Origin of the sequence: Phaeobacter sp. 11ANDIMAR09 (assembly GCF_001294455.1) — a bacterium.
Taxonomy (GTDB): domain Bacteria; phylum Pseudomonadota; class Alphaproteobacteria; order Rhodobacterales; family Rhodobacteraceae; genus Pseudophaeobacter.
Genome location: NZ_LIKT01000011.1, coordinates 69,302 through 89,819, shown reverse-complemented (window position 1 = coordinate 89,819; position 20,518 = coordinate 69,302). Strand labels below are relative to the sequence as shown.

18 protein-coding genes are annotated in these 20,518 nt (G+C 58.6%); 3 read left to right on the top strand and 15 right to left on the bottom strand.

Translation table 11 applies throughout. The features are described from left to right. Positions 1–138 precede the first annotated feature (138 nt). Positions 139–2,046, top strand: a complete 1,908-nt coding sequence (locus tag AN476_RS11485) for an acyl-CoA synthetase (RefSeq protein ID WP_054461724.1) — start codon at positions 139–141, stop codon at positions 2,044–2,046. 149 nt (positions 2,047–2,195) lie between these two features. Beyond that, a complete protein-coding gene (locus AN476_RS11480) occupies positions 2,196–3,128 on the top strand; it encodes an alpha/beta hydrolase (protein ID WP_054461723.1) in 933 nt (310 codons plus the stop codon). A gap of 51 nt (positions 3,129–3,179) precedes the next feature. On the opposite strand, the gene AN476_RS11475 is transcribed toward AN476_RS11480, so the two are convergent. The 10 genes from AN476_RS11475 to AN476_RS11430 form a co-directional block, all read right to left on the bottom strand. After that, positions 3,180–3,752 carry a DUF4453 domain-containing protein gene (locus AN476_RS11475; protein ID WP_054461722.1) on the bottom strand — a complete coding sequence of 191 codons (573 nt, stop codon included), beginning with the start codon at positions 3,750–3,752 and terminating at the stop codon, positions 3,180–3,182. A gap of 79 nt (positions 3,753–3,831) precedes the next feature. Then, positions 3,832–4,668 (bottom strand): alkaline phosphatase family protein, encoded by an 837-nt coding sequence (locus AN476_RS11470; RefSeq protein WP_054461721.1) that lies wholly within the window; start codon positions 4,666–4,668, stop codon positions 3,832–3,834. Between the two features lie 131 nt (positions 4,669–4,799). Further along, positions 4,800–6,020 (bottom strand): hypothetical protein, encoded by a 1,221-nt coding sequence (locus AN476_RS11465; RefSeq protein WP_054461720.1) that lies wholly within the window; start codon positions 6,018–6,020, stop codon positions 4,800–4,802. A gap of 140 nt (positions 6,021–6,160) precedes the next feature. Further along, the gene (locus tag AN476_RS11460) at positions 6,161–7,798 is read right to left on the bottom strand and encodes an ABC transporter ATP-binding protein (protein WP_054461719.1); all 1,638 of its coding nucleotides are present in this window, start codon (positions 7,796–7,798) and stop codon (positions 6,161–6,163) included. Next, on the bottom strand, positions 7,795–8,610 hold the full coding sequence (locus AN476_RS11455; protein WP_054461718.1) for an ABC transporter permease: 816 nt from the start codon (positions 8,608–8,610) through the stop codon (positions 7,795–7,797). Before AN476_RS11455 ends, AN476_RS11460 begins: the two co-directional genes overlap by 4 nt. Further along, positions 8,607–9,563, bottom strand: coding sequence for an ABC transporter permease (locus AN476_RS11450; RefSeq protein ID WP_054461717.1), 957 nt, complete (start codon positions 9,561–9,563; stop codon positions 8,607–8,609). Before AN476_RS11450 ends, AN476_RS11455 begins: the two co-directional genes overlap by 4 nt. 1 nt (position 9,564) lies before the next feature. Beyond that, positions 9,565–11,148, bottom strand: a complete 1,584-nt coding sequence (locus tag AN476_RS11445; RefSeq protein ID WP_054461716.1) for an ABC transporter substrate-binding protein — start codon at positions 11,146–11,148, stop codon at positions 9,565–9,567. 476 nt (positions 11,149–11,624) lie between these two features. After that, positions 11,625–12,071 (bottom strand): D-aminoacyl-tRNA deacylase, encoded by a 447-nt coding sequence (gene dtd / locus AN476_RS11440; RefSeq protein ID WP_054461715.1) that lies wholly within the window; start codon positions 12,069–12,071, stop codon positions 11,625–11,627. Between the two features lie 56 nt (positions 12,072–12,127). Further along, positions 12,128–12,814, bottom strand: a complete 687-nt coding sequence (locus AN476_RS11435) for a nitroreductase (protein WP_054461714.1) — start codon at positions 12,812–12,814, stop codon at positions 12,128–12,130. A gap of 153 nt (positions 12,815–12,967) precedes the next feature. Continuing rightward, on the bottom strand, positions 12,968–14,104 hold the full coding sequence (locus AN476_RS11430) for a TFIIB-type zinc finger domain-containing protein (protein WP_083464325.1): 1,137 nt from the start codon (positions 14,102–14,104) through the stop codon (positions 12,968–12,970). 225 nt (positions 14,105–14,329) lie between these two features. Here AN476_RS11430 and AN476_RS11425 point away from each other — a divergent pair, with 225 nt between their 5' ends. Then, positions 14,330–14,695: a CZB domain-containing protein gene (locus AN476_RS11425; RefSeq protein WP_054461713.1), complete on the top strand. Its 366-nt coding sequence runs from the start codon at positions 14,330–14,332 to the stop codon at positions 14,693–14,695. Positions 14,696–14,774: 79 nt separating this feature from the next. Here the strand turns inward: AN476_RS11425 and AN476_RS11420 are convergent, their stop codons facing one another. From AN476_RS11420 to AN476_RS11400, 5 genes are all read right to left on the bottom strand, one after another. After that, complete coding sequence (locus AN476_RS11420; protein ID WP_054461712.1) at positions 14,775–15,953, bottom strand: SPFH domain-containing protein; 1,179 nt, start codon at positions 15,951–15,953, stop codon at positions 14,775–14,777. Between the two features lie 53 nt (positions 15,954–16,006). Next, complete coding sequence (locus AN476_RS11415) at positions 16,007–16,963, bottom strand: DUF2927 domain-containing protein (protein ID WP_157063743.1); 957 nt, start codon at positions 16,961–16,963, stop codon at positions 16,007–16,009. A gap of 3 nt (positions 16,964–16,966) precedes the next feature. Beyond that, a complete protein-coding gene (locus AN476_RS11410; RefSeq protein WP_054461711.1) occupies positions 16,967–18,157 on the bottom strand; it encodes a toxic anion resistance protein in 1,191 nt (396 codons plus the stop codon). A gap of 30 nt (positions 18,158–18,187) precedes the next feature. Beyond that, positions 18,188–19,123 (bottom strand): 5-bromo-4-chloroindolyl phosphate hydrolysis family protein, encoded by a 936-nt coding sequence (locus AN476_RS11405; RefSeq protein ID WP_054461710.1) that lies wholly within the window; start codon positions 19,121–19,123, stop codon positions 18,188–18,190. Positions 19,124–19,296: 173 nt separating this feature from the next. Next, entirely contained in the window at positions 19,297–20,454 is a 1,158-nt protein-coding gene (locus tag AN476_RS11400) for a pseudouridine synthase (RefSeq protein WP_054461709.1), read from the bottom strand. Positions 20,455–20,518: the final 64 nt, after the last annotated feature.

The window sequence follows — 20,518 nt, the reverse complement described above, 5'->3', positions numbered from 1 at the left end:
CTGCTTGTTTCGCAACGTCAAAATGCGGCGTTGCCTTGACGTGATCCGCCCCATGCGCTTGCACGATCCGGTTTTTGGCCTCAGATTAAGGCGGAAGAGGAAAATCCTGGCAAAAGCTGGGGTCAGGGGAGGATTACAATGGCATTTGCCACGATTGATGACCGTAACGCAATGGAGCAAGAAGCCAGCTGGGAGGAACGGGACAACCCGGTGACCCTGTACCAGTTATTGTCGCGCACAACCGGCAAGTTTCCCAACAATAATGCGGTCAGCTATCAGATCTTTTCCGGGCCGACGGATAAGGCGGAAACACTGACCTGGAGCCAGCTCAAGGATCAGGTCTCTCAGGCCGCCAATATGTTTCGTGAGATGGGCATCGGTGAAAAGGATGTGGTGGCCTATGTGCTGCCCAATTGTAATGAGACGCTGGTGACCATGTTGGCTGGTGCGGTTGCGGGGATCGTCAACCCGATCAACCCGCTGTTGGAACCGGAACAGATCGCCTCCATCCTGCGTGAAACCAAAGCCAAAGTTGTGGTAACGCTCAAGCCCTTCCCAAAGACGGATGTGGCGCAAAAGGTGGCTGAGGCCGTGCGCCATGCACCCGGCGTGAACACGGTTCTGGAAGTGGATCTGAACCGCTACCTGACACCGCCAAAGTCCTGGATTGTGCCGCTGATCCGACCCAAGATCGAGAACAAGGAAAAGGTCACCCATGCGGATTACAAATCCTTCCGCAAGGAGATGCGCAAACAACCAACCACGTTGCAGTTTGCTGACAGCACCGAAGACCGGGTGGCCTGCTACTTCCATACCGGTGGCACCACCGGCATGCCCAAGGTGGCGCAGCACAAATATTCGGGGCTGATCTACAATGGCTGGATTGGCAACACCCTGCTGTTCACCGAAGACGACAACATCATGTGCCCGTTGCCCCTGTTCCACGTCTTTGCCTGTCATGTGATCATGATGGCCTCGCTGTCTTCGGGGGCGCATGTGGTCTTCCCAACGCCACAGGGGTATCGTGGTGACGGCGTCTTTGACAATTTCTGGAAGCTGATCGAGCGCTGGAAGATCTCTTTTATCATCACCGTTCCTACGGCGATCTCGGCCAAGATGCAGCGCCCAGTGGATGCCGATATCTCATCTGTGAAAACGGCCTTTTCCGGGTCGGCTCCGCTGCCGGTAGAACTGTTCCACCGCTTTGAAAAGGCGACAGGCATCAAGATCATCGAAGGCTACGGCCTGACCGAGGCGACCTGCCTGGTCTCCTGCAATCCGGTGGACGGGGAAAAGAAAATCGGCTCGATCGGGCTCACCTTCCCCTATACGGACGTAAAGATCGTCAAGGGCACCCCCGAGGGGCTGGTGGAATGCGGCACTGATGAAATTGGCGAAATCTGCATCTCCAATCCAGGCGTCTATGCGGGCAATACCTATACCGAGACCGACAAGAACGTCGATCTCTACTACAAGGATAAATATCTGCGGACCGGCGATCTGGGGCGCTTTGACAGCGACAGCTATCTCTGGATCACGGGGCGGGCCAAAGATCTGATCATTCGCGGTGGTCACAACATTGACCCGGCCGAAATCGAAGAAGCCCTTCTGGGCCACGAGGCCGTGGCTTTTGCCGGGGCGATTGGCCAGCCCGATGCCCATTCGGGCGAGCTGCCCTGTGCCTTTGTCGAACTGGTTGAAGGAGCCACAGCCACAGCGGATGAGCTGCTGGAATACTGTAAGATCCACGTGCATGAGCGCGCCGCCATTCCCAAACATCTGACGGTATTGGATGAGCTTCCCAAAACCGCAGTGGGCAAGGTCTTCAAACCTGATCTGCGCAAAAACGCCATCACCCGGGTGTATAACGAAGCCCTGCTCAAGGCTGGCTCACCGGCACGGGTGGTTGCCGTACTGGACGACAAGAAGCGTGGATTGATTGCTCAGCTGGAGGCCAATGGCGCCAGCGACAGTGATATCTCTGCAGTTCTGGGGGGCTTTATCCGCCCTTGGGAACATCATGCAGACGCGGAAGCCGCCGCCTGACAAAGCGCGACAGGGAGCTCATGACCTGGATTGCCTGAGAACAGGGGCGCGCCCAGCAGGGCGTGCCCTTTTTTGTACTTTGGCCATTCCCTTGCCCGGGGTCTCTGGCCTAACCTGTCGCACAGAACAAAAACAATGAAAGACCAGCTATGGATTATGAGCGCCTGATCGACGAGGAAACCTGGGCCTTCATTCGCAAAACAGGGGAATGCTACCCGGAAGACGCGGTTGAGCTGAGCATCGAAGAGCAGCGCGCGGTCTATAATGAAATGGCGCGGGAGTTCCTGGCCCCGCGTCCTGACATTGTAATGAGCGAAGACCGCCTGCTGGAGCAGATTCCGATACGCATCTATACGGCCGGAGATCCCAGCCGTACGGTCCTGTTTTGTCATGGTGGCGGCTTTGTCGTCGGCGGTCTCGACAGTCATGACGATGTCTGCGCCGAGATCTGTGCCCAAACCGGTTACCGGGTGGTTGCCGTTGACTACCGCCTGGCCCCCGAACATCAACATCCAGCCATGTTCGAAGATGCCTGGACGGCGCTGCACTGGGTGCAGGCGACCTATGGCGAAGGTATTGTTCTGATGGGCGACAGCGCCGGAGCCAATCTCTGTGCAGCGCTGTCTCATGCTGCGCGCGGCGATACAGACCTCTCCGCCTGCCTTTTGGGCCAGGTGCTGATCTATGGGGCCTTTGGGGGCGATGTGAATGCGGGCTCGTATCTGGAACATGCTCAGGCCCCGATGCTGACCCGCGATGAAATCCTGTTCTATATGGACGTGCGCCGGCCTGCAGGAGATGTCGGACCGGATGCGACCTATGCCCCCCTGCAGGACGGGGATTTCACCGGATTGCCCCCCACGGTTCTGGTCTCGGCGGACTGCGACCCGGTGCGCGATGACAGCCGGGACTACCGGGATCAAATCCTGCAGGCAGGCGGTAAGGCCCATTGGATCAACGAGCCGGGTTTGGTGCATGGGTATCTGCGCGCCCGACACTCGGTCAGGCGTGCCGCTGACAGTTTTGAACGTATTTCAGCTGCGGTCGAAGCGCTGGGGCAGGGGGTCTGGCCCTACGACTAGGGGCAGATATGTCTGGCAGCCCCGTTTGGATCTCTGCGACCGGTGGCGGGCTTAACCGGCAAATTTCTCGCAGGCCTCATCGGCTTCGTTGAAATTGAGCCAGCCTGCAGTTTTGAAAGTCCAGCTGCCATCAAAGATCATGGCATAGCTCCAGTCTCCCCAGACCATATGGCCGTAGCGCACGGTGTCGCCGACTTGGATCTGACCGATCACGGGTGCCTCCGGGCTATGCCCGGCGCGCAGCGCTGCCGGAGCGCTGAGCCAGCCAATGCAGGCGCTCTCATAGTCATCCCAGATCGGAAAATGCCACAGCTGCCTGCGCTGGGCCAGATCTTGCAGATCAAGCGTGGTCGCCGCGCTATTTACGCGACACTGGGCTTGCTTTTCCATCTCCTGGATCTGCGCCACCTGTTGCTGGGCTTCGGGGTTGAGCGTCACCGATTTGCCCTGACAATCGCTATTGTCAAACAGCGCCTTTCCCAGGTTGGAGCCAAAGCAATAGCCGGCCTGGTCAATGATGGCGTTGCGGGTGAACCAAAGGTCATTGCAGCGTTCGTCGGCCTGGACTGCTACGGACATGAGCGGCAGGGCAACAAGGGCGAGGGCAATTGGGCTGAAGCGCATAAAAACTCCCGTATCAAATGAATAGCGTCCCCGGCATTCTATCATGCGAGGACGCTCAGATGCCGGGAGTTTTTGCACCTTACTTTAGGAAAGATTTCGCTTTCATGGTTTCAGCGATGGGAGCCCCCAAACGGGTCAGAATGGTGGGTGCCAGCTGCAACTGGTCAATCACGTCGTCCTGGGCTGGCCCCTCGGCATCGCCAAAATAGTAGAGAGCGGTCTCTTGCTGCAAAGCGCCACGCCCACCGTGATGGCCACGCTCATCCTGACCATGGTCGGCGGTGACGATCACCTCATAGCCCAGCTGCCGCCAGCGCGGGATGAAGGGGGCCAGCATCTCGTCCATAACAAAACAGGCGTGATCCATCTCCTGGCAGTCATGGAAGAAACGATGCCCCATGCTGTCGAGCGTGCAGGTATGCAGCATCCCGTAGTCCAGCCCAAAGCGCAGGCAAAGGTTGGTCAAGGTGCCAAAGAGATCCACATCCGAGGGGGTCATCTGATTGGCCTGGCCATAGCCGGTCATCGAATGGAACCGGCCGTGGTTGATGGTTTTGCTCTCGGGCTCGTCATATTCAACGTCGCGCACATAGTCGAAAGGGTGGCGATTGAAGAACTGCGACCAGAAGCTATGGGCCACAGCCCCGGTTGTACCCCCGCCTTCGCGCACCTGGGAAAACACATCCTTGTGGCTCAGCTTAAAGACATTGCCATTGCCGGTGCAGCCATGCTCCGCAGGCGCGACGCCGGTGTGGATAGAGGCATAGCAGCTGGCCGAAATCGAGGGCAGCACTGCGCGCAGCTTCCAGACGCGGGCATCGCCGCTGTCGACCCAGCCTTCAAGATTGCCGAACAACCGGCGAAAATTCCGATAGGGAACCCCATCCAGAATGATGAGAAGCAGTTTCTTGTCCATGACCCGAATCCTTTATTCTACGGGGCTGTTTGGACCATCATTGCGACAAAAACTTGAATTGCCATTCAAAAAACGGATGGCGATGTCGCCATCCGTCATTTTTTGCAGTTTCCTTTAGGTCAGCGCCGGGATCATTCGGCAGGAACAGCAGTGGTTCTTGGGACCGATGCTTTGAAATGCTGGCGGTTGAGGCGTAGCACGAGCGCGATCATGGCTGCTTGGAACATCAATGCCAGGGCGGTGAGCACCCAGAAGGCGAGGCTGAACTTGTCAACGATCTGCGCACCAACCAGGCCTTTGTTGATGAAGAAATGCAGCATCACCGACAGGGCCACACCGGGGCAGACCAGCGCATAGGAACCGGGGGACAGCTGGCTGCCAAAAACGAAGTCAGAGAAGTACTTCTGACGTGCCATGACCAAAAGACCCAGCAGCAAAAAGACAATCTGGATTGTTAGGATCCGCGCCAGCAGGATCAGGGTTTCGGCGGGGGCGCCATGTACCTCAAAGGCGGTGTGAAGCCCGTGATCCTGTCGCAACATCATGATGCCCAGCACGGTCAGCAGCGGCACCATGACCAACAGGGTCGGGCCTGCCTCACGCGCTGTGCCATGCATCAACATGGAAGAGAAGGCTGTGACAGAGGCATAGGCCGCATAGAGCATGGCGGTCACACCAAAGAAGGTCGACAAAACCAGCCCAATGCCAACGACAATGGTATTGCCGCTCATTGCGGCCGGGGCCGACAGGCCTACGGCGACCATTGACAGGGCAAAGGCGGGCAGAAGCTGGGCAAAGGAGTTATGCGCGGTCATATCAAAGGCGCCCCCCTCGGCCAGCACTCGCCCCAGGAAGTGACCAATCAGGCGGAAGGCCCAGATGCCCACCAGCACAAAGGCGACCATGGCGGCGGGGAAGAGATATTCAACCACGCTCCAGAGCTGGGGCACAAAGACCAGGCCGACGATAAAACCACCATTGATGGTCATGGCCGTGGCCAGAGGTGCGGCGAGCAGGGTGGTTTCTCCATTGGTCTGGCGCAGCTTCTCATAGGCTGGAGTGGTCTTGAAGCGCGACAGGGCGGCAAAATTCCAGATCAGCATCTTTACGTTCAGAAAGACAAAGATCGCGATCCCAACCATGGCGATCACCACGGCCGCTTTCAATGGGGTGCTGCCACTGGCCAGCACTGCCATCAGGTCCTCAAAAACGGGCACAGGACGACCGGGGTGGGGGACCCAGAACATCAGATACATAAAGAAAGTGACAGCCAGACCTCCGGCCCCGAGGGAGGCCAAGAAGTAGAGCGGAGAATAGCTCTGGTCTGCAGCGGAAACGGTGGATTTCGACATCGGCGGATTCCCTAGATGATGTAACATTCCAATTGCGGAATATTAAAACATGCCAAAAACGGAATGTATAGCCCCAAAACGACGCAGGCCCGCGCGAAATGCACGGGCCTGGAGGGTCGTTTCTGTCGAAAGGCGGGAAATCAGTTCCCGGCACTCTCCATTTTTCGGTTGGCAATCACGTCTTCCAGCCAGCCTAGGCGCATCTCGGGCACCGAGCTGAGCAAAAGGTCGGTGTAATCATCAAAGGGCGGTGACAGTACCTGTGACTTGCCGCCATAACGCTGAACCTTGCCCTGATACATCACGGCGATGTTGTCAGAGATGGCTTTTACGGTCGCCAGATCATGGGTGATGAAGAGATAGGCCACATCCTCGATCTTTTGCAGCTCCAGCAGCAGTTTGAGGATGCCGTCAGCCACCAGTGGATCCAGCGCCGAGGTGACCTCGTCGCAGATGATCATCTTGGGCTTGGCGGCCAGGGCACGGGCGATACAGACACGCTGTTTTTGCCCCCCCGACAGTTCCGCCGGGTAGCGATCGATGAACTCTTCGCCCAGTTCGATCTCGTCCAGCAGCTCGATGATCCGCTTGCGCTTCTCTTCGCCCTTCATGTCGAAATAGAACTCCAACGGGCGACCAATGATGGTGCCCACGGTCTGACGTGGGTTCATCGCCACATCCGCCATCTGGTAGATCATCTGCAGCTCACGCAGATCTTCACGTGAGCGCCCCGCCAAATCGGACGAGAGGGTGCGTCCGGCAAATTCGATCTCACCTTCGCGCGGTGGCAAAAGGCCGGTGATGACACGAGCAAGGGTGGATTTCCCCGAGCCAGATTCCCCCACCACGGCCAGGGTTTGACCGGGGTAGAGATCGACATTCACATTGTGCAAGACGTCGAACTGGGTGCCTTTGTAGCGCGCAGTGATATTGCGCACACTCAGCACCGGATCGCCATTGGGTTGCTTTTCTTCGTGCTCAATCGAGCGCACGGAGACAAGCGCCTGGGTGTACTCTTCCTGCGGGCTGTTGATGATCTGATCAACCGAGCCATATTCCACCATGTTACCGTGACGCAGCACCATGATATCGTCGCTGACCTGGGCCACAACGGCCAGATCATGGGTGATATAAAGCGCAGCAACGCCGGTTTCCCGGATGGCTTCCTTTATTGCCATCAGAACGTCAATCTGGGTGGTCACATCCAGCGCCGTTGTGGGCTCGTCAAAGACCACAAGATCGGGCTCAGGGCAGAGCGCCAGCGCTGTCATGCAACGCTGCAGCTGACCGCCTGAAACCTGGTGCGGAAAGCGATCGCCGATGTTCTGCGGATCAGGCAGGCCCAGCTTGTCAAACAAGACGCGCGCGCGCTCTTCGGCCTCTTTGCGGCTGAACTTTTTCTGTTCAACCGCGGCCTCTACCACCTGATCAATGATCTTTTTGGCAGGGTTGAAAGAGGCGGCAGCCGATTGCGACACATAGGTCACCTCACCGCCGCGCAGCTTGCGGATATCGCCGATACCGGACTGCATGATGTCTCGGCCATTGACCCAAACTTCACCGCCAGTGATTTTGACGCCGCCCCGGCCATAGGCCATGGAGGCGAGGCCAATGGTCGATTTGCCAGCACCGGATTCCCCGATGAGGCCCAGCACCTTGCCCTTTTGGACGTCGAAATCCACCCCGTGCACGATGTCAATGTCATGGGGCTTTTCACCCGGGGGATAGACGGTTGCACCGATTTTTAGGCCGCGTACTTTTAGCAAAGGTTCGCTCATCCGCGGCCTCCTTTCAGCGATGTGGTCCGGTTCAACACCCAGTCCGCCACCAGGTTGACCGAGATGGCCAGCGTGGCAATTGCAAAGGCAGGGGCCAGTGCGGCGGGAATGCCGTAGACGATACCGTCTTTGTTTTCTTTCACGATACCGCCCCAGTCCGCTTCCGGTGGCTGGATGCCAAGGCCGAGGAAGGACAGGGTGGAGACAAAGAGAACCATAAAGATGAACCGCAGGCCCATTTCTGCCACCAAAGGCGACAGGGCGTTTGGCAGGATCTCACGAAAGATGATCCAGGCGGTTTTTTCGCCGCGCAGACGTGCCGCTTCGACATAGTCCATGACTTCGATATCCACCGCGACGGCACGGGCCAGGCGGTAGACACGGGTTGAATCCAGCAAACCCATGACCAGGATCAGCACCGGCACGGTGACAGGCATGACCGACAACACAACCAGGGCAAAGATCAGGGTTGGGATCGACATCACCAGATCGACAAAACGCGACAGCATCTGATCCACCCAGCCACCGGCCACGGCGGCAAAAAAGCCGAGCACCGAGCCGAGGGTGAAAGACAGGATGGTCGCCGCCGTGGCGATGAAAATCGTGGTCCGTCCGCCGTAGATCATCCGGCTGAGCAGATCACGACCGATATTGTCGGTGCCCAGCAGGAATTCTGCAGAGGAGGGTTCCCAGACATCACCAACCACTTCGGCCATGCCATAGGGGGCAAGCAGCGGCGCAAAGATGGCTGCGATAAAATAGAGGGCCGTGAAGAACAACCCGATCATAGCGGAGATAGGGATATTCTTCATTTTGGATGCCTCAGACGGGGGTTCGACAGGATGGCGACAACATCAGCCACCATGTTGAGACCGATATAGACTGCGGCAAAGATCAGACCACAGGCCTGCACCACCGGCACATCACGTTTGGACACGTGGTCGACCAGATACTGCCCCATGCCAGGGTAAACAAAGACCACTTCGATCACGACAACGCCAACCACCAGATAGGCGAGGTTCAGCATCACCACGTTGACGATGGGGGCAATGGCATTGGGGAAGGCGTGACGAAAGATCACCTGAAAGCCATTGAGGCCTTTCAGTTCGGCCGTCTCGATATAGGCCGATTGCATCACGTTCAAGATCGCCGCACGGGTCATGCGCATCATATGCGCCAGAACCACCAGGGTCAGCACAGTGACGGGCAGAGCAATGGCGCTCAACTTGTCGCCCAAGGACATGCTGTCATTGATCATCGCCACCGAGGGGAACCAGCGCAGTTTGACTGCGATGAGATACATCAGCACATAGCCAATGAGGAATTCGGGAATAGAGATAGAAGCCAGAGTCACAGCCGAGATCGCCTTATCCGGCCAGCGGTCTTTGAACCGCACGGCCAAAAGGCCGAGGAAGATCGCCAGTGGCACCGCAATGATCGCAGCCCAGAAGGCCAGGAAAAGGGTGTTGGACAGACGTTTGGCTATGCTTGCTGTGATATCGGCGCCACTTGTCAAAGCGGTACCCAGATCGCCGGTCATCGCACCGCCGAGCCATTGAATATAGCGCTGCAGCGGAGGATCGTTCAGCCCCAGTTCGGCGCGTAGGTTTTCCAACGCTTCAGGAGTGGCCGATTGGCCCAGAATCGACTGCGCGACATCACCCGGCAGGATCATCGTTCCGGCAAAGATCAGCCCGGAGACGAGGAGAAGCAGGATGAGGCCCAGCGCAATGCGCTGGGCCAACAGTTTGATAATGAGAGGCATCTTATGCCTTCACCCACATCTTGAGAGGTGAGTAGCTGTTCATGAGTGCAAAGCCTTTTGCATTCTCGACCCAGCCATCCAGACGGTCAGATGTTGCATCAACAAAGTCGTTGAACATTGGGCAGATCAAGCCGCCTTCGTCGCGCTGGATCTCACCCATGTCTGCATACATCTGGGTCCGCTTGGCTGTGTCCAGCTCGGCACGGGCTGCCAGCAGCAACTGGTCGAACTGCTCGTTTTTGAACCGGGTGTCGTTCCAGTCAGCCGAGGAGAGATAGGCCGTGGTGAACATCTGGTCCTGGGTTGGACGACCACCCCAGTAGCTGGTGCAGAAGGGCTGGGTGTTCCAGACTTCGGACCAGTAGCCATCATTTGGCTCACGCTTAACGTTCAGGTTGATACCGGCAGTGGCACAGGACTGCTGGAACAAAGCTGCAGCATCTGGTGCGCCTGGGAAGGAGTTATCCGAGGTGCGCAGCAGGACTTCACCTTCATGGCCAGAGGCCTTCAGATGATGCATTGCCTTCTCTGGATCAAACTCACGCTGCTCGACCGCGGTGAACATCGGATAGGACGAGTTGATCGGGCTGTCGTTGCCGACCGACCCAAAGCCGTTCAGAACCTTGTCGACCATTTCCTGACGATTGATGCCGTATTTCAGCGCCAGACGCAGGTCCTTGTTGTTAAAGGGGGCGGTGTCGCAGTGCATGATGAACACATAGTGACCAGGTCCGGATGTGGAATGCACGTTGATGTTGGGCGCACGGGCAACCAATTTGGCGGTGCGTGGGGGCACCCGGTCGATCATGTCTACCTGGCCCGACTGCAGCGCGGCAACGCGGGCAGTGTTATCGTTGATCACGATCATTTCGATGGTTTCGGCATGGCCGATGTCGCCCCAGTAGTTGGGGTTCTTTTCAGCGACAATGCGCACACCCATGTCCACATCCTTCAGGATATAGGGGCCGGTACCAATTGCAGCAGAGGGGTCATCCATGCCACCGCCTGGCTGGATCACCAGGTGGTAGTCCGCCATCAGATAGGGAAGGTCAGCGTTTGGCGTGTCCAGCTCGACGATGACATTGTCACCCTCGGTGGAAATGTTCTTGATGCCACGCATGATGCCCAGAGCACCGGATTTGGTGTCTTCACCCGAGTGACGCTCAAGCGTCTTGGCCACGTCTTCTGCGGTCACGGATTGACCGTTGGAGAAGGTGATGCCCTTGCGAACCTTGAAGGTCCAGATTTTGGCGTCTGCCGAGGCTTCGTAGCTTTCAGCAACTTTGCCGTCCAGGCCGCCTTCGTCGTTCAGCTCAACCAGAGGTTCGCCCCACAGGCGAACCAGCATCAGAGTGACCTGATTGGTGGACAGCGCCGGATCGAGGCTATCGGTGGTGCTACCGCCTTGCAGGCCAATGCGCATGGTGCCGCCTTTTTGCGGGCCAGCCGCGCGGGCTTCAGTGGTCAGCAGGGTGCCGGCGGCTGCGGCAGAAAAGCCCAGTGCAGCGGCTTTCGCCATGAAATCGCGGCGGCTCAATTTGCCGGCAACGGCATGGCGCGCCAGATAATGAAGGTGATCGTTCATCGATGTCTCCCAGTTTTAGTTCCTGCAGCTTGCAATCGCGACCTGCGATTTCTGCGGCTTATTCTTGTATGATGCACCAAGATTTGCGCATTTGTTGCGACCTCGCAAGCTTTAATAACGACACGCCTCGTTTGACGAAACTTCTGCAAAGCCTCGAAATCTAATTGGTGTCGCCTTCTCAAGGTGTCATGCCGCATTTGTGAGGTAAACCGCCATTTTGCCCCTATTTTTCCTATCGGATAAGTTTTTGTGACTTGTGACGTTACGCAGGTGTTTTTTGCTTCTGAAAGCCCACGGTGAGCGGGATTTGTCACAAAAATGAAAAGAATCTCTGGTCGTTATTCGATCGAGCAGCGCGCTATGGTCCGTTTGCGACATAGCGATTTGCCCGGCGAAAAACCGGGGGAAACGCCGCGCGCAAAACAGAGGGAAAATGGGCCAGTGTTGCGGGCAAACGACCCGGGAAAAGCAGAGAGTCAGCGCTCGGTGCTGTCCATCCATATGGTGACAGGACCATCGTTGAGCAATCTGACCTTCATGTCGGCGCCAAAGCTGCCGCGTGCAACCGGAACCCCCTGAGCCGCAAGCTGATCGGCGAAATAGGTGTAGAGGGCCTCCCCCTCGGCCGGTGGCGCAGCAGTTGAAAATCCAGGCCGGTTGCCACGATGGGTTTCGGCAGCCAGGGTGAATTGGCTGATCACCAGAACCGATCCTGCAATATCGTGGACAGACCGGTTCATCTTGCCCGTCTCATCTTGAAAGATGCGCAGCTTGGCGATCTTTTTGACCAGGTAATCCGCCTGATCCTTGTCGTCGCCGCGCATGGCGCAGACCAACACCAGCAGCCCGGCCTGGATCTGGCCGATGATCTGTTGGTCCACGGTCACGGAGGCTTCGGATACACGTTGAATGACGGCGCGCATGGGGATGACTTTTTATTGTGTCGACGCAGTTTGGGCTGCGCGGGATGGTCGTGGGCCTAGTCGCGCCACTCGGTGAATTCGGGCAAGGTAGCCCGGCTGGTTCGAAACTGATTGGCGGCATGATCAGGGTCGCCATACCCAAAGGAGAGGGCGCAGAGGATGGTCCGATCCTCGGGGATCTCCAGCAGCTCGTGCAGCAAAGGCGCATAGGAGGCCACCGCAGCCTGCGGAATTGTTGCTACCCCGGCGGCCTGGGCGGCCAATGTAAAGCCTGCAACAAAGCCGCCGCAATCCATTGCCCCATATCCCCCAAGTGTTGCCGGTGTGGATAGGATCGCACAATGGGGGGCTCCAAACAGCGAAAAGTTCTCCATCATCTGAGCCTGAGAGGCAGCGCGGTCGCCCTTTTGCACCCCAACGGCCTGATACAGCGCCCAGCCGCATTTGCGGCGCCGTGTTTGGTATTCGTTTTCATAGCGGCTTGGAAAAGCGAGGTCGGGGCTATGGCCCCCGGCTTGGGCGGCCTGCCTTAGCGCCTGGCGCAGGCGCTCTGTCTCGGCGCCGCTGGTGATGGTCAGCTTCCAGGGCTGGGCATTGCACCAGGACGGGACACGTTGCGCACAGGTCAGAATGTCCTCGATGACCTTCCGGGGCAGCTGCTCAGGTAGAAAGGCGCGGCAGCTGTGGCGGGAGGTGAACAGGGCCTGCAGATCAGCCAGAGAGGGGGGATGTGGAACAGTCATGTCTAAAGGATCCTGTACGGTCCTGGGCTTGGATGAATAGCGCCCAGTTTTTACAATGTAGGTCTGCGCAGAGTGGCAGAGGAAAAGGTCAAGAGCTGGTCAGCGGCCAGGCCCCACAAGTCGGCGCAGATGCCACGGGCCTTTGATTGGCCCCTAGCCTTGGCTTCCGAAATAAGCTGCCAGCCCGACGGCCGCGAGCCCCAGCGCCACCGCAGCGGCGATCTTCCATGCGGAATAGGGACGCTCACCCTGCACGCGGCCGCTCTGGCCATTGACCACGAAACGATAAGTCTTGCCACGATACTTATAGGCGGCAAGCCAGACCGGCAGCAGCACATGTTTAAAGGTGATGTCAGACAGCTGCGTGTCGATCTGAGCAATACGCTGGCGGTCACCGCCGATGTCAAACCGTACATCCCGTTCAATCACTCGGTCCATATGCACCTGTGCCTCGCGAAAGCCCTCTTCCAGATCGACGGCATAGGCTTCGGCCCGAAACCCGGCAAGAAACTGCGGCTGATAGGGCGCCAGTGCTGACAGGTCCCAGGGTTCCAGCGCATCAGTATAGCGCTTGGGCAGGCTTTTGGAGGCCAAAACCAAAACATCATCAAAGAAGCGGCGCACCCGCCCGGACACAGGAGTCCAGCGGATTTTGGCAACCTGTCGCTGTTCGGTCTTGCCGTCCACCATCACCGTTTCCGTGACATAATAGGTGGTGCCGCGCTGCCCGGAGTAGCGGCTTTTGCTATCGGCGTCATAGGTCCAGAAGGGAACATAGATCCCCTCCATCGCACGGCCTTTGCGAGCATAGGCCTGCAGGCCATTTGGGGCAAACCACAATGCGCCAAGCCAGTCACTCATTGCCTCATGTGCGGCCCGTTCTTCCAGTTGAAAGGGGATCACACCCTTGGGTTTGATATGGCGGCTCTCTCCGGTGTCCGCCACCACCGGTGTCGCGCAAAAGGGGCATTCCAAGGCGTGGACTTCAGGAGAGAATTCGACCTGAGCGGCACAATTGGGGCAGCTTGTGACCCGGGTGATTTCCATCTCGGCCTCAGGCAACTGCTGTGCGAGTGCGGCCTTGAAGTCCAGCTCGCGCAGAGGGCTGCCCAGATCCACCTCCTCCTGCAACACCTGGATGTGGCCGCAGTGGCTGCAGGTCAATGTCCCTGCTTTGGGATCAAAGCGATAATCTGCGCCACATTGCTCGCAGGGAAACCGCTTGGTCTCCTGCGGGGCATCAGGCGGTGTTTGAGACAGGGGTCCGAGAGGAGGAGGCGTGTCAGTCACAGGAGCTCCAAAATCTAGCTGAGACGTTTAAAAGGCTTATAACAGCCGCTTTTGCGGATGTCCTCAGTGTTTCGTCGGCTTTAAACGAGAAACCCCGCAAGCGGATAGCTGCGCCAGTTTTTGCGGTGTTTTGAGCATGCGTGTCGGTGTTTCGACAGGGAGAGAACGATCTGTTATGTTTCTCAGTGCATTCTGCTTGACGCCACGACACCTGGAGTGACCCCAATGTCCGACGATGCTTTCCGCGACGAAATCTCAGAAGCAATCCGCGCCCATGCGGCTTGGAAGCACCGGCTGCAGACTGCTGCGTTGAACAATGAAACCGACTTGCCAGTGCAGGACATATGTCGCGACGATCGATGTCGTTTTGGCAAGTGGCTGGCGGGAGTCATTCCGAACGAGCGAAACCGCAGTTTTCTCAATTCAGTCAAAACGCTGCACAGCGATTTTCACACAGCGGCGGGGCTAGTGGCCCAGCAGATTGCCGATGGCAATCCGACGATGGCGATCGCTGCTCTGGAGGGCAGCGCCTACACGACCTCGAGCCGGGAACTAGAAGCAGCCCTTGCAGATTGGCAAGCACAGGTCTGATTTCCCTTCGTTTTTCAATAAGCGCATAAAGCCAAGGGGGAGCAGGAAATCTGTGCCCGCCCTTGGCTAATATGTGTTTCTAGGGGGCTGGTGGCGGCGGTGGTGGCGGCAAAATAGTGAACAGCTGCGCCAGCTCGGCGACATCGCCTGCGCGCATCCAGCCGTCCTGACCGGGGGTCCAGACATGGGTGTCGCGGGTCAGGCTGCCCTCCTGTGCCATTCGCCCCATGCGGGCTTTGGAATAGGGGCCAGAGGTGGTGCCGTTTTCGGCAGTGTGCCAGACATGTTCCACCGGTGGCGGTGGGGGGGCGACGGGGGCGGCCTGCGCCGGTGCCGCCTGCGGTGCGGCTGCGCCTGCAGCGGGGCGGGCACCCCATGGACCAGAGGCCTGCCCCGCTGCCTGGGGCTGCAGGTGCTGTCCCATCTGCTGGGCCATGGCCATGCCCATGCCCATTCCGATACCGGCCCCCATACCACTGTTGGGGGTCTGCGCCGCAGCGCCCATGGCCTCGGCAGCGGCAAACTGGGTGTAACGTCCCAGATCCCCCACGATGCCCATCTGGGTGCGCTTGTCCATAGCCTGCTCAACGGCCGGGGGCAGCGAGATATTCTCGATGTAGAGCTCGGGGATAGCCAGCCCGTATTCGGCCAGGGTCGGGGCGATTTCAGTGGCAATCAACTTGCCCAGATCGGAGGTATTGGCCGCCATATCCAGCACCGGGATGCCGGATCCCGCCACCGCGCGGGAAAACTCCTGCACAATGATATTGCGGATCTGGAAGGAAATCTCATCCATGGTGAATTCACCATCAGTGCCGACGATTTCGGTCAGAAAGCGCGCTGCATCCACGACCCGGATTGTATAGCTGCCAAAGGCGCGCAAACGCACTGGCCCGAATTCCGGATCCCGGCAGATGATGGGGTTCTTGGTGCCCCATTTCAGATTGTTGAACCGGGTGGTGTTTACAAAATAGATCTCGCTTTTAAAGGGCGATTGAAAGCCGTGGTCCCAATGTTGCAGCGTTGTCATTACCGGCATGTTGTTGGTTTCGAGCATGTACAGCCCGGGCGTAAAGACATCCGCCAGCTGCCCTTCGTGCACAAAGACCGCCGCCTGACCTTCGCGCACAGTCAGTTTGGCACCGTATTTGATCTCATGGGCTTCGCGTTCGAACCGCCAGACCATGGTGTCGCGGGTGTCATCGGTCCAGTGAATGACATCGATGAATTCGCCTTTGAGAAAGTCAAATATTCCCATGTTTCTGGTCCTTTTTCTTCTCGTCTGAATCAGTTGATTGAGGGCTGGCGCGGCTACAGCGGCTGCCCCATTGCCTCGCGGGCGAGGATATGGATGAGGGGGCGGGCTTCTTCAGCGCTCATACCGGTGCGCAACCTCGGATCGTAGAGCATCTTGAGCAGCAATTCGTCATGGCTGGTCAGATAGGCAAATTCGTCATCGTCGTTAAAGATTGATGGCCGCGCGCGCGGGGTGTCGTTCAACAGACCCAACCCCTGAGCCACCTCTTCATGGACGCAGCTGTCGCGCACCAGGTCCGGATGCTCGGCCCGGATCAGGGCTACGCCGCGAATATAATCAAAGGGCGCATTCTGTGGGCCGCCCGCCAGCACAAAACAATAATGCGTACGGGGCGGGTTAACAAAAAGCTGTAGATCATTGGCGCTGAGGTTGGGCAAAAGATCACGCACTTTTTCGGCCACATAGGCGCGGTCATCTGCGCTTGCAAAAATGACGTGAAAATTGCCCCGCTTGGGCGCCGTGGCAATTGTGTGGCCAGTGAGGCGTGACAGGCGTGCCGCATAGGCGTTCAGCACACCCTGGTCACGCAGCCGCTGGCTTTCCGGCACCGAGGGGCCAAAATCCGCGACCAGTTTTACCGGACCAGACCAGCGACTCAAACCGCCCGTTGCCCCAGATCCACTGCGCCCGGCATATTCATTGTAAAAGGCGATGGCTTCAAAGTTTTCGGCCAGATCTTTGGCATCATAGGGGGTTTCCGGCCCGCCACCATCGGTGCGCAGCAGGCCGCGGGTGAGCAAATCCTGTTGCAATACCCGGTAATAATTGCGCAGCTCGGCGCTCTCAGCCGATGGCGGATGATAGGCGGCCGGCAGGATCTGCGGCCGCTGTTCGGGCATCAAAGAGGTGCCGGGGCTGCTGGGCAGGCAAGCGGTCAGGGCGCTCCCGGCAAGGGAGGCCACCACCAGGAGCCTTGCGGCTCGCAATACTGCCCCTACACCCCGGCGCATCATTCAGCCGGGAACGGCGGTGCCGGCATTGTCGCCAACCCCGTCTTTGCGGGCCTTGGCCGAGGCCAGGGTGTCGCGCAGCTCGCCTTCCATCTTTTTCAGCTCTTCCTCGGCAGCGGCGCGGCGGGCCTTGCCTTCATCGGCGATCTGCAGGCTTTCCTGAATGGTGCCGATCAAATCGGCATTGGCCTGTTTTACCGCCTCGATATCAAAGACGCCGCGCTCCATTTCTTCCCGGATCATCTTGTTGCTCTGACGCAGATTGGCGGCATTCGAAGTCAACAGCTCATTGGTGAGATCATTGGCAGCACTCACCGCCTTTGCGGCCTCGGCCGAGCGCTGGATGGTTACGGCCTGGGCCAGCTGCGTCTCCCAGAGCGGCACGGTATTGACCAGGGTCGAGTTAATCTTGGTCACCAGGCTCTTGTCGTTTTCCTGCACCAAACGGATCGAGGGCAGGGACTGCATGGTCACCTGGCGGGTAAGCTTGAGATCATGCACCCGGCGCTCCAGATCGTCGCGCGCAGCGCGCAGGTCCCGCAGCTCCTGTGCTTTGATCACCTGATCCGCCTCAGGGGCGGCGGCAACGGCGGCGTCCAGCGCCGGGATGTCATTGGCGTCCAGATGGGCCAGTTTGGCCTCGCCGGCGGCGATATACAGCGCCAACTCATCATAGAAGTTCAGGGTCTTTTCATAGAGCAAATCCAGCGATTTGATGTCTTTCAGCAGGGTGTGCTCATGGCCCAGCAGATCATCAGTGATCTTGTCGATCTGGCTCTGGATGGTTTCAAACCGGGCGGTGAATTTGGCAAAAGGCGCGGCCCGGCCCAGCAGGCGCTCCCAGAAGGTGGGTTTGCGCCGAACGTCAAGTTCCGAGACGGAAAAGCCGCGAATGGTGGTGACGATGCCGCGCAGGCTGTCACCGGCTGGACCGACATCCTTGTTGCGCACATCTGTCAGCATCGCTTGGCTGATGGTCTGCAGTTCGGCCTGCGCACCAGAGCCAAAGCGGATGATCGAATTGCTGTCACCCATGTCGATCTCACCAATGCGGCTGGTGATGGCGGCACTGACCTCCGGCGTGGCGGTCTCCAGCGGCTGCACTTCTGCAACGGGTTCGGGCAGGGTATTTGCAGCGACTGCCATGACCTGGGCCTCGGCTTCAGCGGCTTGTTTTTGGATGGTCTCAGACATGTAAAGTTCCTTGCAAATGAGGCAAATGGGTTAGCTGCGATCCAGATGGACGCCTTCACGCTGCAGCCGGTCGCGCAGCACATCAATTTCAACCGTGAGGTCGCTGCGATCTTCAAGCAGAAGCTTGCGGGTCCGGGCCGCAAAATTGTCTTCCAGATCAGTCAGTAAGGAGAGATAATCTGCCTTTGCAGCGGCATCTCCGCTGCGGCTGTAGATATCGGCAAATTTCACTGTCGCATCCTTGGCTCCCTGCAAATAGACCGTCAGGTATTTGCGGGCGGCTGTCAGGTCGCGGGGGTCTTCTTCGACGGTTCGAAACAGTTCGCGGGCCACGGCCTGAAACTGTTCGACCCGCTCTTCGACGATACGATCGCGGGCCCGCATCGCGGCATCGGTCATAGCATCCAGGCTAAATTCAGCTTCCTCTACAGCGCGGGCCACCCGGTTTTGCTGGAAGTCGTCAATGCCTTCGGTGCCCTTGTCCTTGAGAGGGTCAAGCCCAAAGGCCGCTAGATGCAGACCACAGGTCGCGGCCCCGTAGAGCAGGGCCGTCAGAATGTTGGGCTCTCCCTTGAGGGCCGCAAGCGAGGCGCCAATGCCAACCAACAGAGCCGCAAGGATCTTGCGGGGCAGTGCGGGTTTGCGCGCCACGCGGCGTTCTTCAAAGGCAACGGTGGCCCGCAGGCCCTCGCGCAACATATAGGCACCTGCTGTCCATATTCCGGCGGCGATCATTCCCAGTGCCATGCTGCCTGGTTCATCCGTGACGGAGAGCAAAAGCAACAGCCCGCCGGGCACAAACATCAGGTTTGAGCGCACCCCGACAGGGTCGACCTTGGCATTTCGGCTGGCCGGATGGGCGCGGCGGGAGGCCGAGGCATCGGCGGCGCCATCTGAGCCCAGGTTTGATGCTGTTGGGCCGGATTTGCTGCGCGGGCTGAATTTGCCACCAAACTGTTTTGCCATGTCTTTAGCCTCCCAGGATCAAGCCGGTGCTGAGACCGAACATCAGGAGTAACAAAGCGACAAAGGCAATTTTCTGCACGCGGGGTCCCCTCGCAAAGGAAAGTTCTCTTAAGTTACCAAGAAACTAAGGGATGCGAAGGGCACTTGCTAGGGGGAAGTCTGGCAGAACCGCCTCAGCGGCGGGGATTTTTGCCGCCAGGGCGCGATTTTGAGCTATCGCCGCGGGATGCGGGTTTGTCCCTGCGGGTGTTGCTACCTGGGCCGCTGGGTTTGTCACCATAGCCGCCAGATCGAGCCCCGGGCTTGCCACTTGGCCTGCCCCCGGGCTTGCCAGTTGGTCTGCCAGTTGGATTCTCCGTTGGTCTGCCTGTCGGTTTTCCCGCAGGCTTGCCAAAGGTCTTGCCACCTGTTTGGGATCCGGGCCTGGCACCAGGCTTTTGACCCGGCTTGGCGCCGGGGCGGCCGCGTGTGGGGCGGGCAGCTGGCGCCTCTTCCATATCTTCAGGTTCAAGTCCCAATTGATCCCGTACCACTTTCGGGCGCAGCTCTTCCACTTCACCAAGCTTTAGCGAGCCCAGCTGGAAAGGCCCATAGGAGAGGCGCAGCAGGCGATTGACGTTAAAGCCAATGTCTTCCAGAGCCCGGCGGATTTCGCGGTTCTTGCCTTCGCGCAGCCCTATGGTCAGCCAGGCATTGGCGCCCTGCTGACGATCCAGCGCCACGGTCATGGGTTGAAAGCGTTCACCGTCAATCACCATACCTTTGCGCAGCGGTTCAAAGTCTTCGTCCCTGGGGCGGCCATTGATGCGCACACGGTAGCGGCGCAACCAGCCGGTCGAAGGCAGCTCGAGACGTCTTTTGATGCCGCCATCATTGGTCAGCAGCAGCAGGCCTTCGGAGTTCAGGTCAAGCCGGCCAACAGTCATCACCCGGGGCAGATCTTCGGGCAGTTCGTCAAAGATGGTACGACGTCCCTTTTCATCGCTGTTGGATGTCACCAGGCCCGTTGGTTTGTTGTAAAGCCACAGCCGGGGGGCCTCGGCCTGGGGCAGGGGCTTGCCATCAACGATGATGCGATCTGCACTGGTTACATTCAGCGCCGGGCTGTCGATCAGGGTGCCATTCACCTTGACGCGGCCTTCGGCGATCATGCGCTCGGCTTCGCGGCGCGAAGCAACGCCAGCCCGCGACAACACCTTGGCGATGCGGTCCCCGGTGGGGGCGCTGTCACCTTTGTTTTGCGCGACGGGAGCCGGTTTGGCGGCTGATTTGGCGGAGGCTTTGGCCCGTGCGGGGGCTTTGCCTTTGGGGGATCCGGGTGCTTTGCTCATGGTCTCGGGACATAGAGCATTCCTGTGGCTTGCGAAAGCTCCCATTCCGAGGCAGGTAGGGGGG

What these genes read in the sequence shown, in the direction of transcription:
- AN476_RS11485 (WP_054461724.1), top strand. Translation starts at nt 139, where the DNA reads ATGGCATTTGCCACGATTGATGACCGTAACGCAATGGAGCAAGAAGCC.
- AN476_RS11480 (WP_054461723.1), top strand. Translation starts at nt 2,196, where the DNA reads ATGGATTATGAGCGCCTGATCGACGAGGAAACCTGGGCCTTCATTCGC.
- AN476_RS11475 (WP_054461722.1), bottom strand. Translation starts at nt 3,752, where the DNA reads ATGCGCTTCAGCCCAATTGCCCTCGCCCTTGTTGCCCTGCCGCTCATG.
- AN476_RS11470 (WP_054461721.1), bottom strand. Translation starts at nt 4,668, where the DNA reads ATGGACAAGAAACTGCTTCTCATCATTCTGGATGGGGTTCCCTATCGG.
- AN476_RS11465 (WP_054461720.1), bottom strand. Translation starts at nt 6,020, where the DNA reads ATGTCGAAATCCACCGTTTCCGCTGCAGACCAGAGCTATTCTCCGCTC.
- AN476_RS11460 (WP_054461719.1), bottom strand. Translation starts at nt 7,798, where the DNA reads ATGAGCGAACCTTTGCTAAAAGTACGCGGCCTAAAAATCGGTGCAACC.
- AN476_RS11455 (WP_054461718.1), bottom strand. Translation starts at nt 8,610, where the DNA reads ATGAAGAATATCCCTATCTCCGCTATGATCGGGTTGTTCTTCACGGCC.
- AN476_RS11450 (WP_054461717.1), bottom strand. Translation starts at nt 9,563, where the DNA reads ATGCCTCTCATTATCAAACTGTTGGCCCAGCGCATTGCGCTGGGCCTC.
- AN476_RS11445 (WP_054461716.1), bottom strand. Translation starts at nt 11,148, where the DNA reads ATGAACGATCACCTTCATTATCTGGCGCGCCATGCCGTTGCCGGCAAA.
- dtd (WP_054461715.1), bottom strand. Translation starts at nt 12,071, where the DNA reads ATGCGCGCCGTCATTCAACGTGTATCCGAAGCCTCCGTGACCGTGGAC.
- AN476_RS11435 (WP_054461714.1), bottom strand. Translation starts at nt 12,814, where the DNA reads ATGACTGTTCCACATCCCCCCTCTCTGGCTGATCTGCAGGCCCTGTTC.
- AN476_RS11425 (WP_054461713.1), top strand. Translation starts at nt 14,330, where the DNA reads ATGTCCGACGATGCTTTCCGCGACGAAATCTCAGAAGCAATCCGCGCC.
- AN476_RS11420 (WP_054461712.1), bottom strand. Translation starts at nt 15,953, where the DNA reads ATGGGAATATTTGACTTTCTCAAAGGCGAATTCATCGATGTCATTCAC.
- AN476_RS11415 (WP_157063743.1), bottom strand. Translation starts at nt 16,963, where the DNA reads ATGCGCCGGGGTGTAGGGGCAGTATTGCGAGCCGCAAGGCTCCTGGTG.
- AN476_RS11410 (WP_054461711.1), bottom strand. Translation starts at nt 18,157, where the DNA reads ATGTCTGAGACCATCCAAAAACAAGCCGCTGAAGCCGAGGCCCAGGTC.
- AN476_RS11405 (WP_054461710.1), bottom strand. Translation starts at nt 19,123, where the DNA reads ATGGCAAAACAGTTTGGTGGCAAATTCAGCCCGCGCAGCAAATCCGGC.
- AN476_RS11400 (WP_054461709.1), bottom strand. Translation starts at nt 20,454, where the DNA reads ATGAGCAAAGCACCCGGATCCCCCAAAGGCAAAGCCCCCGCACGGGCC.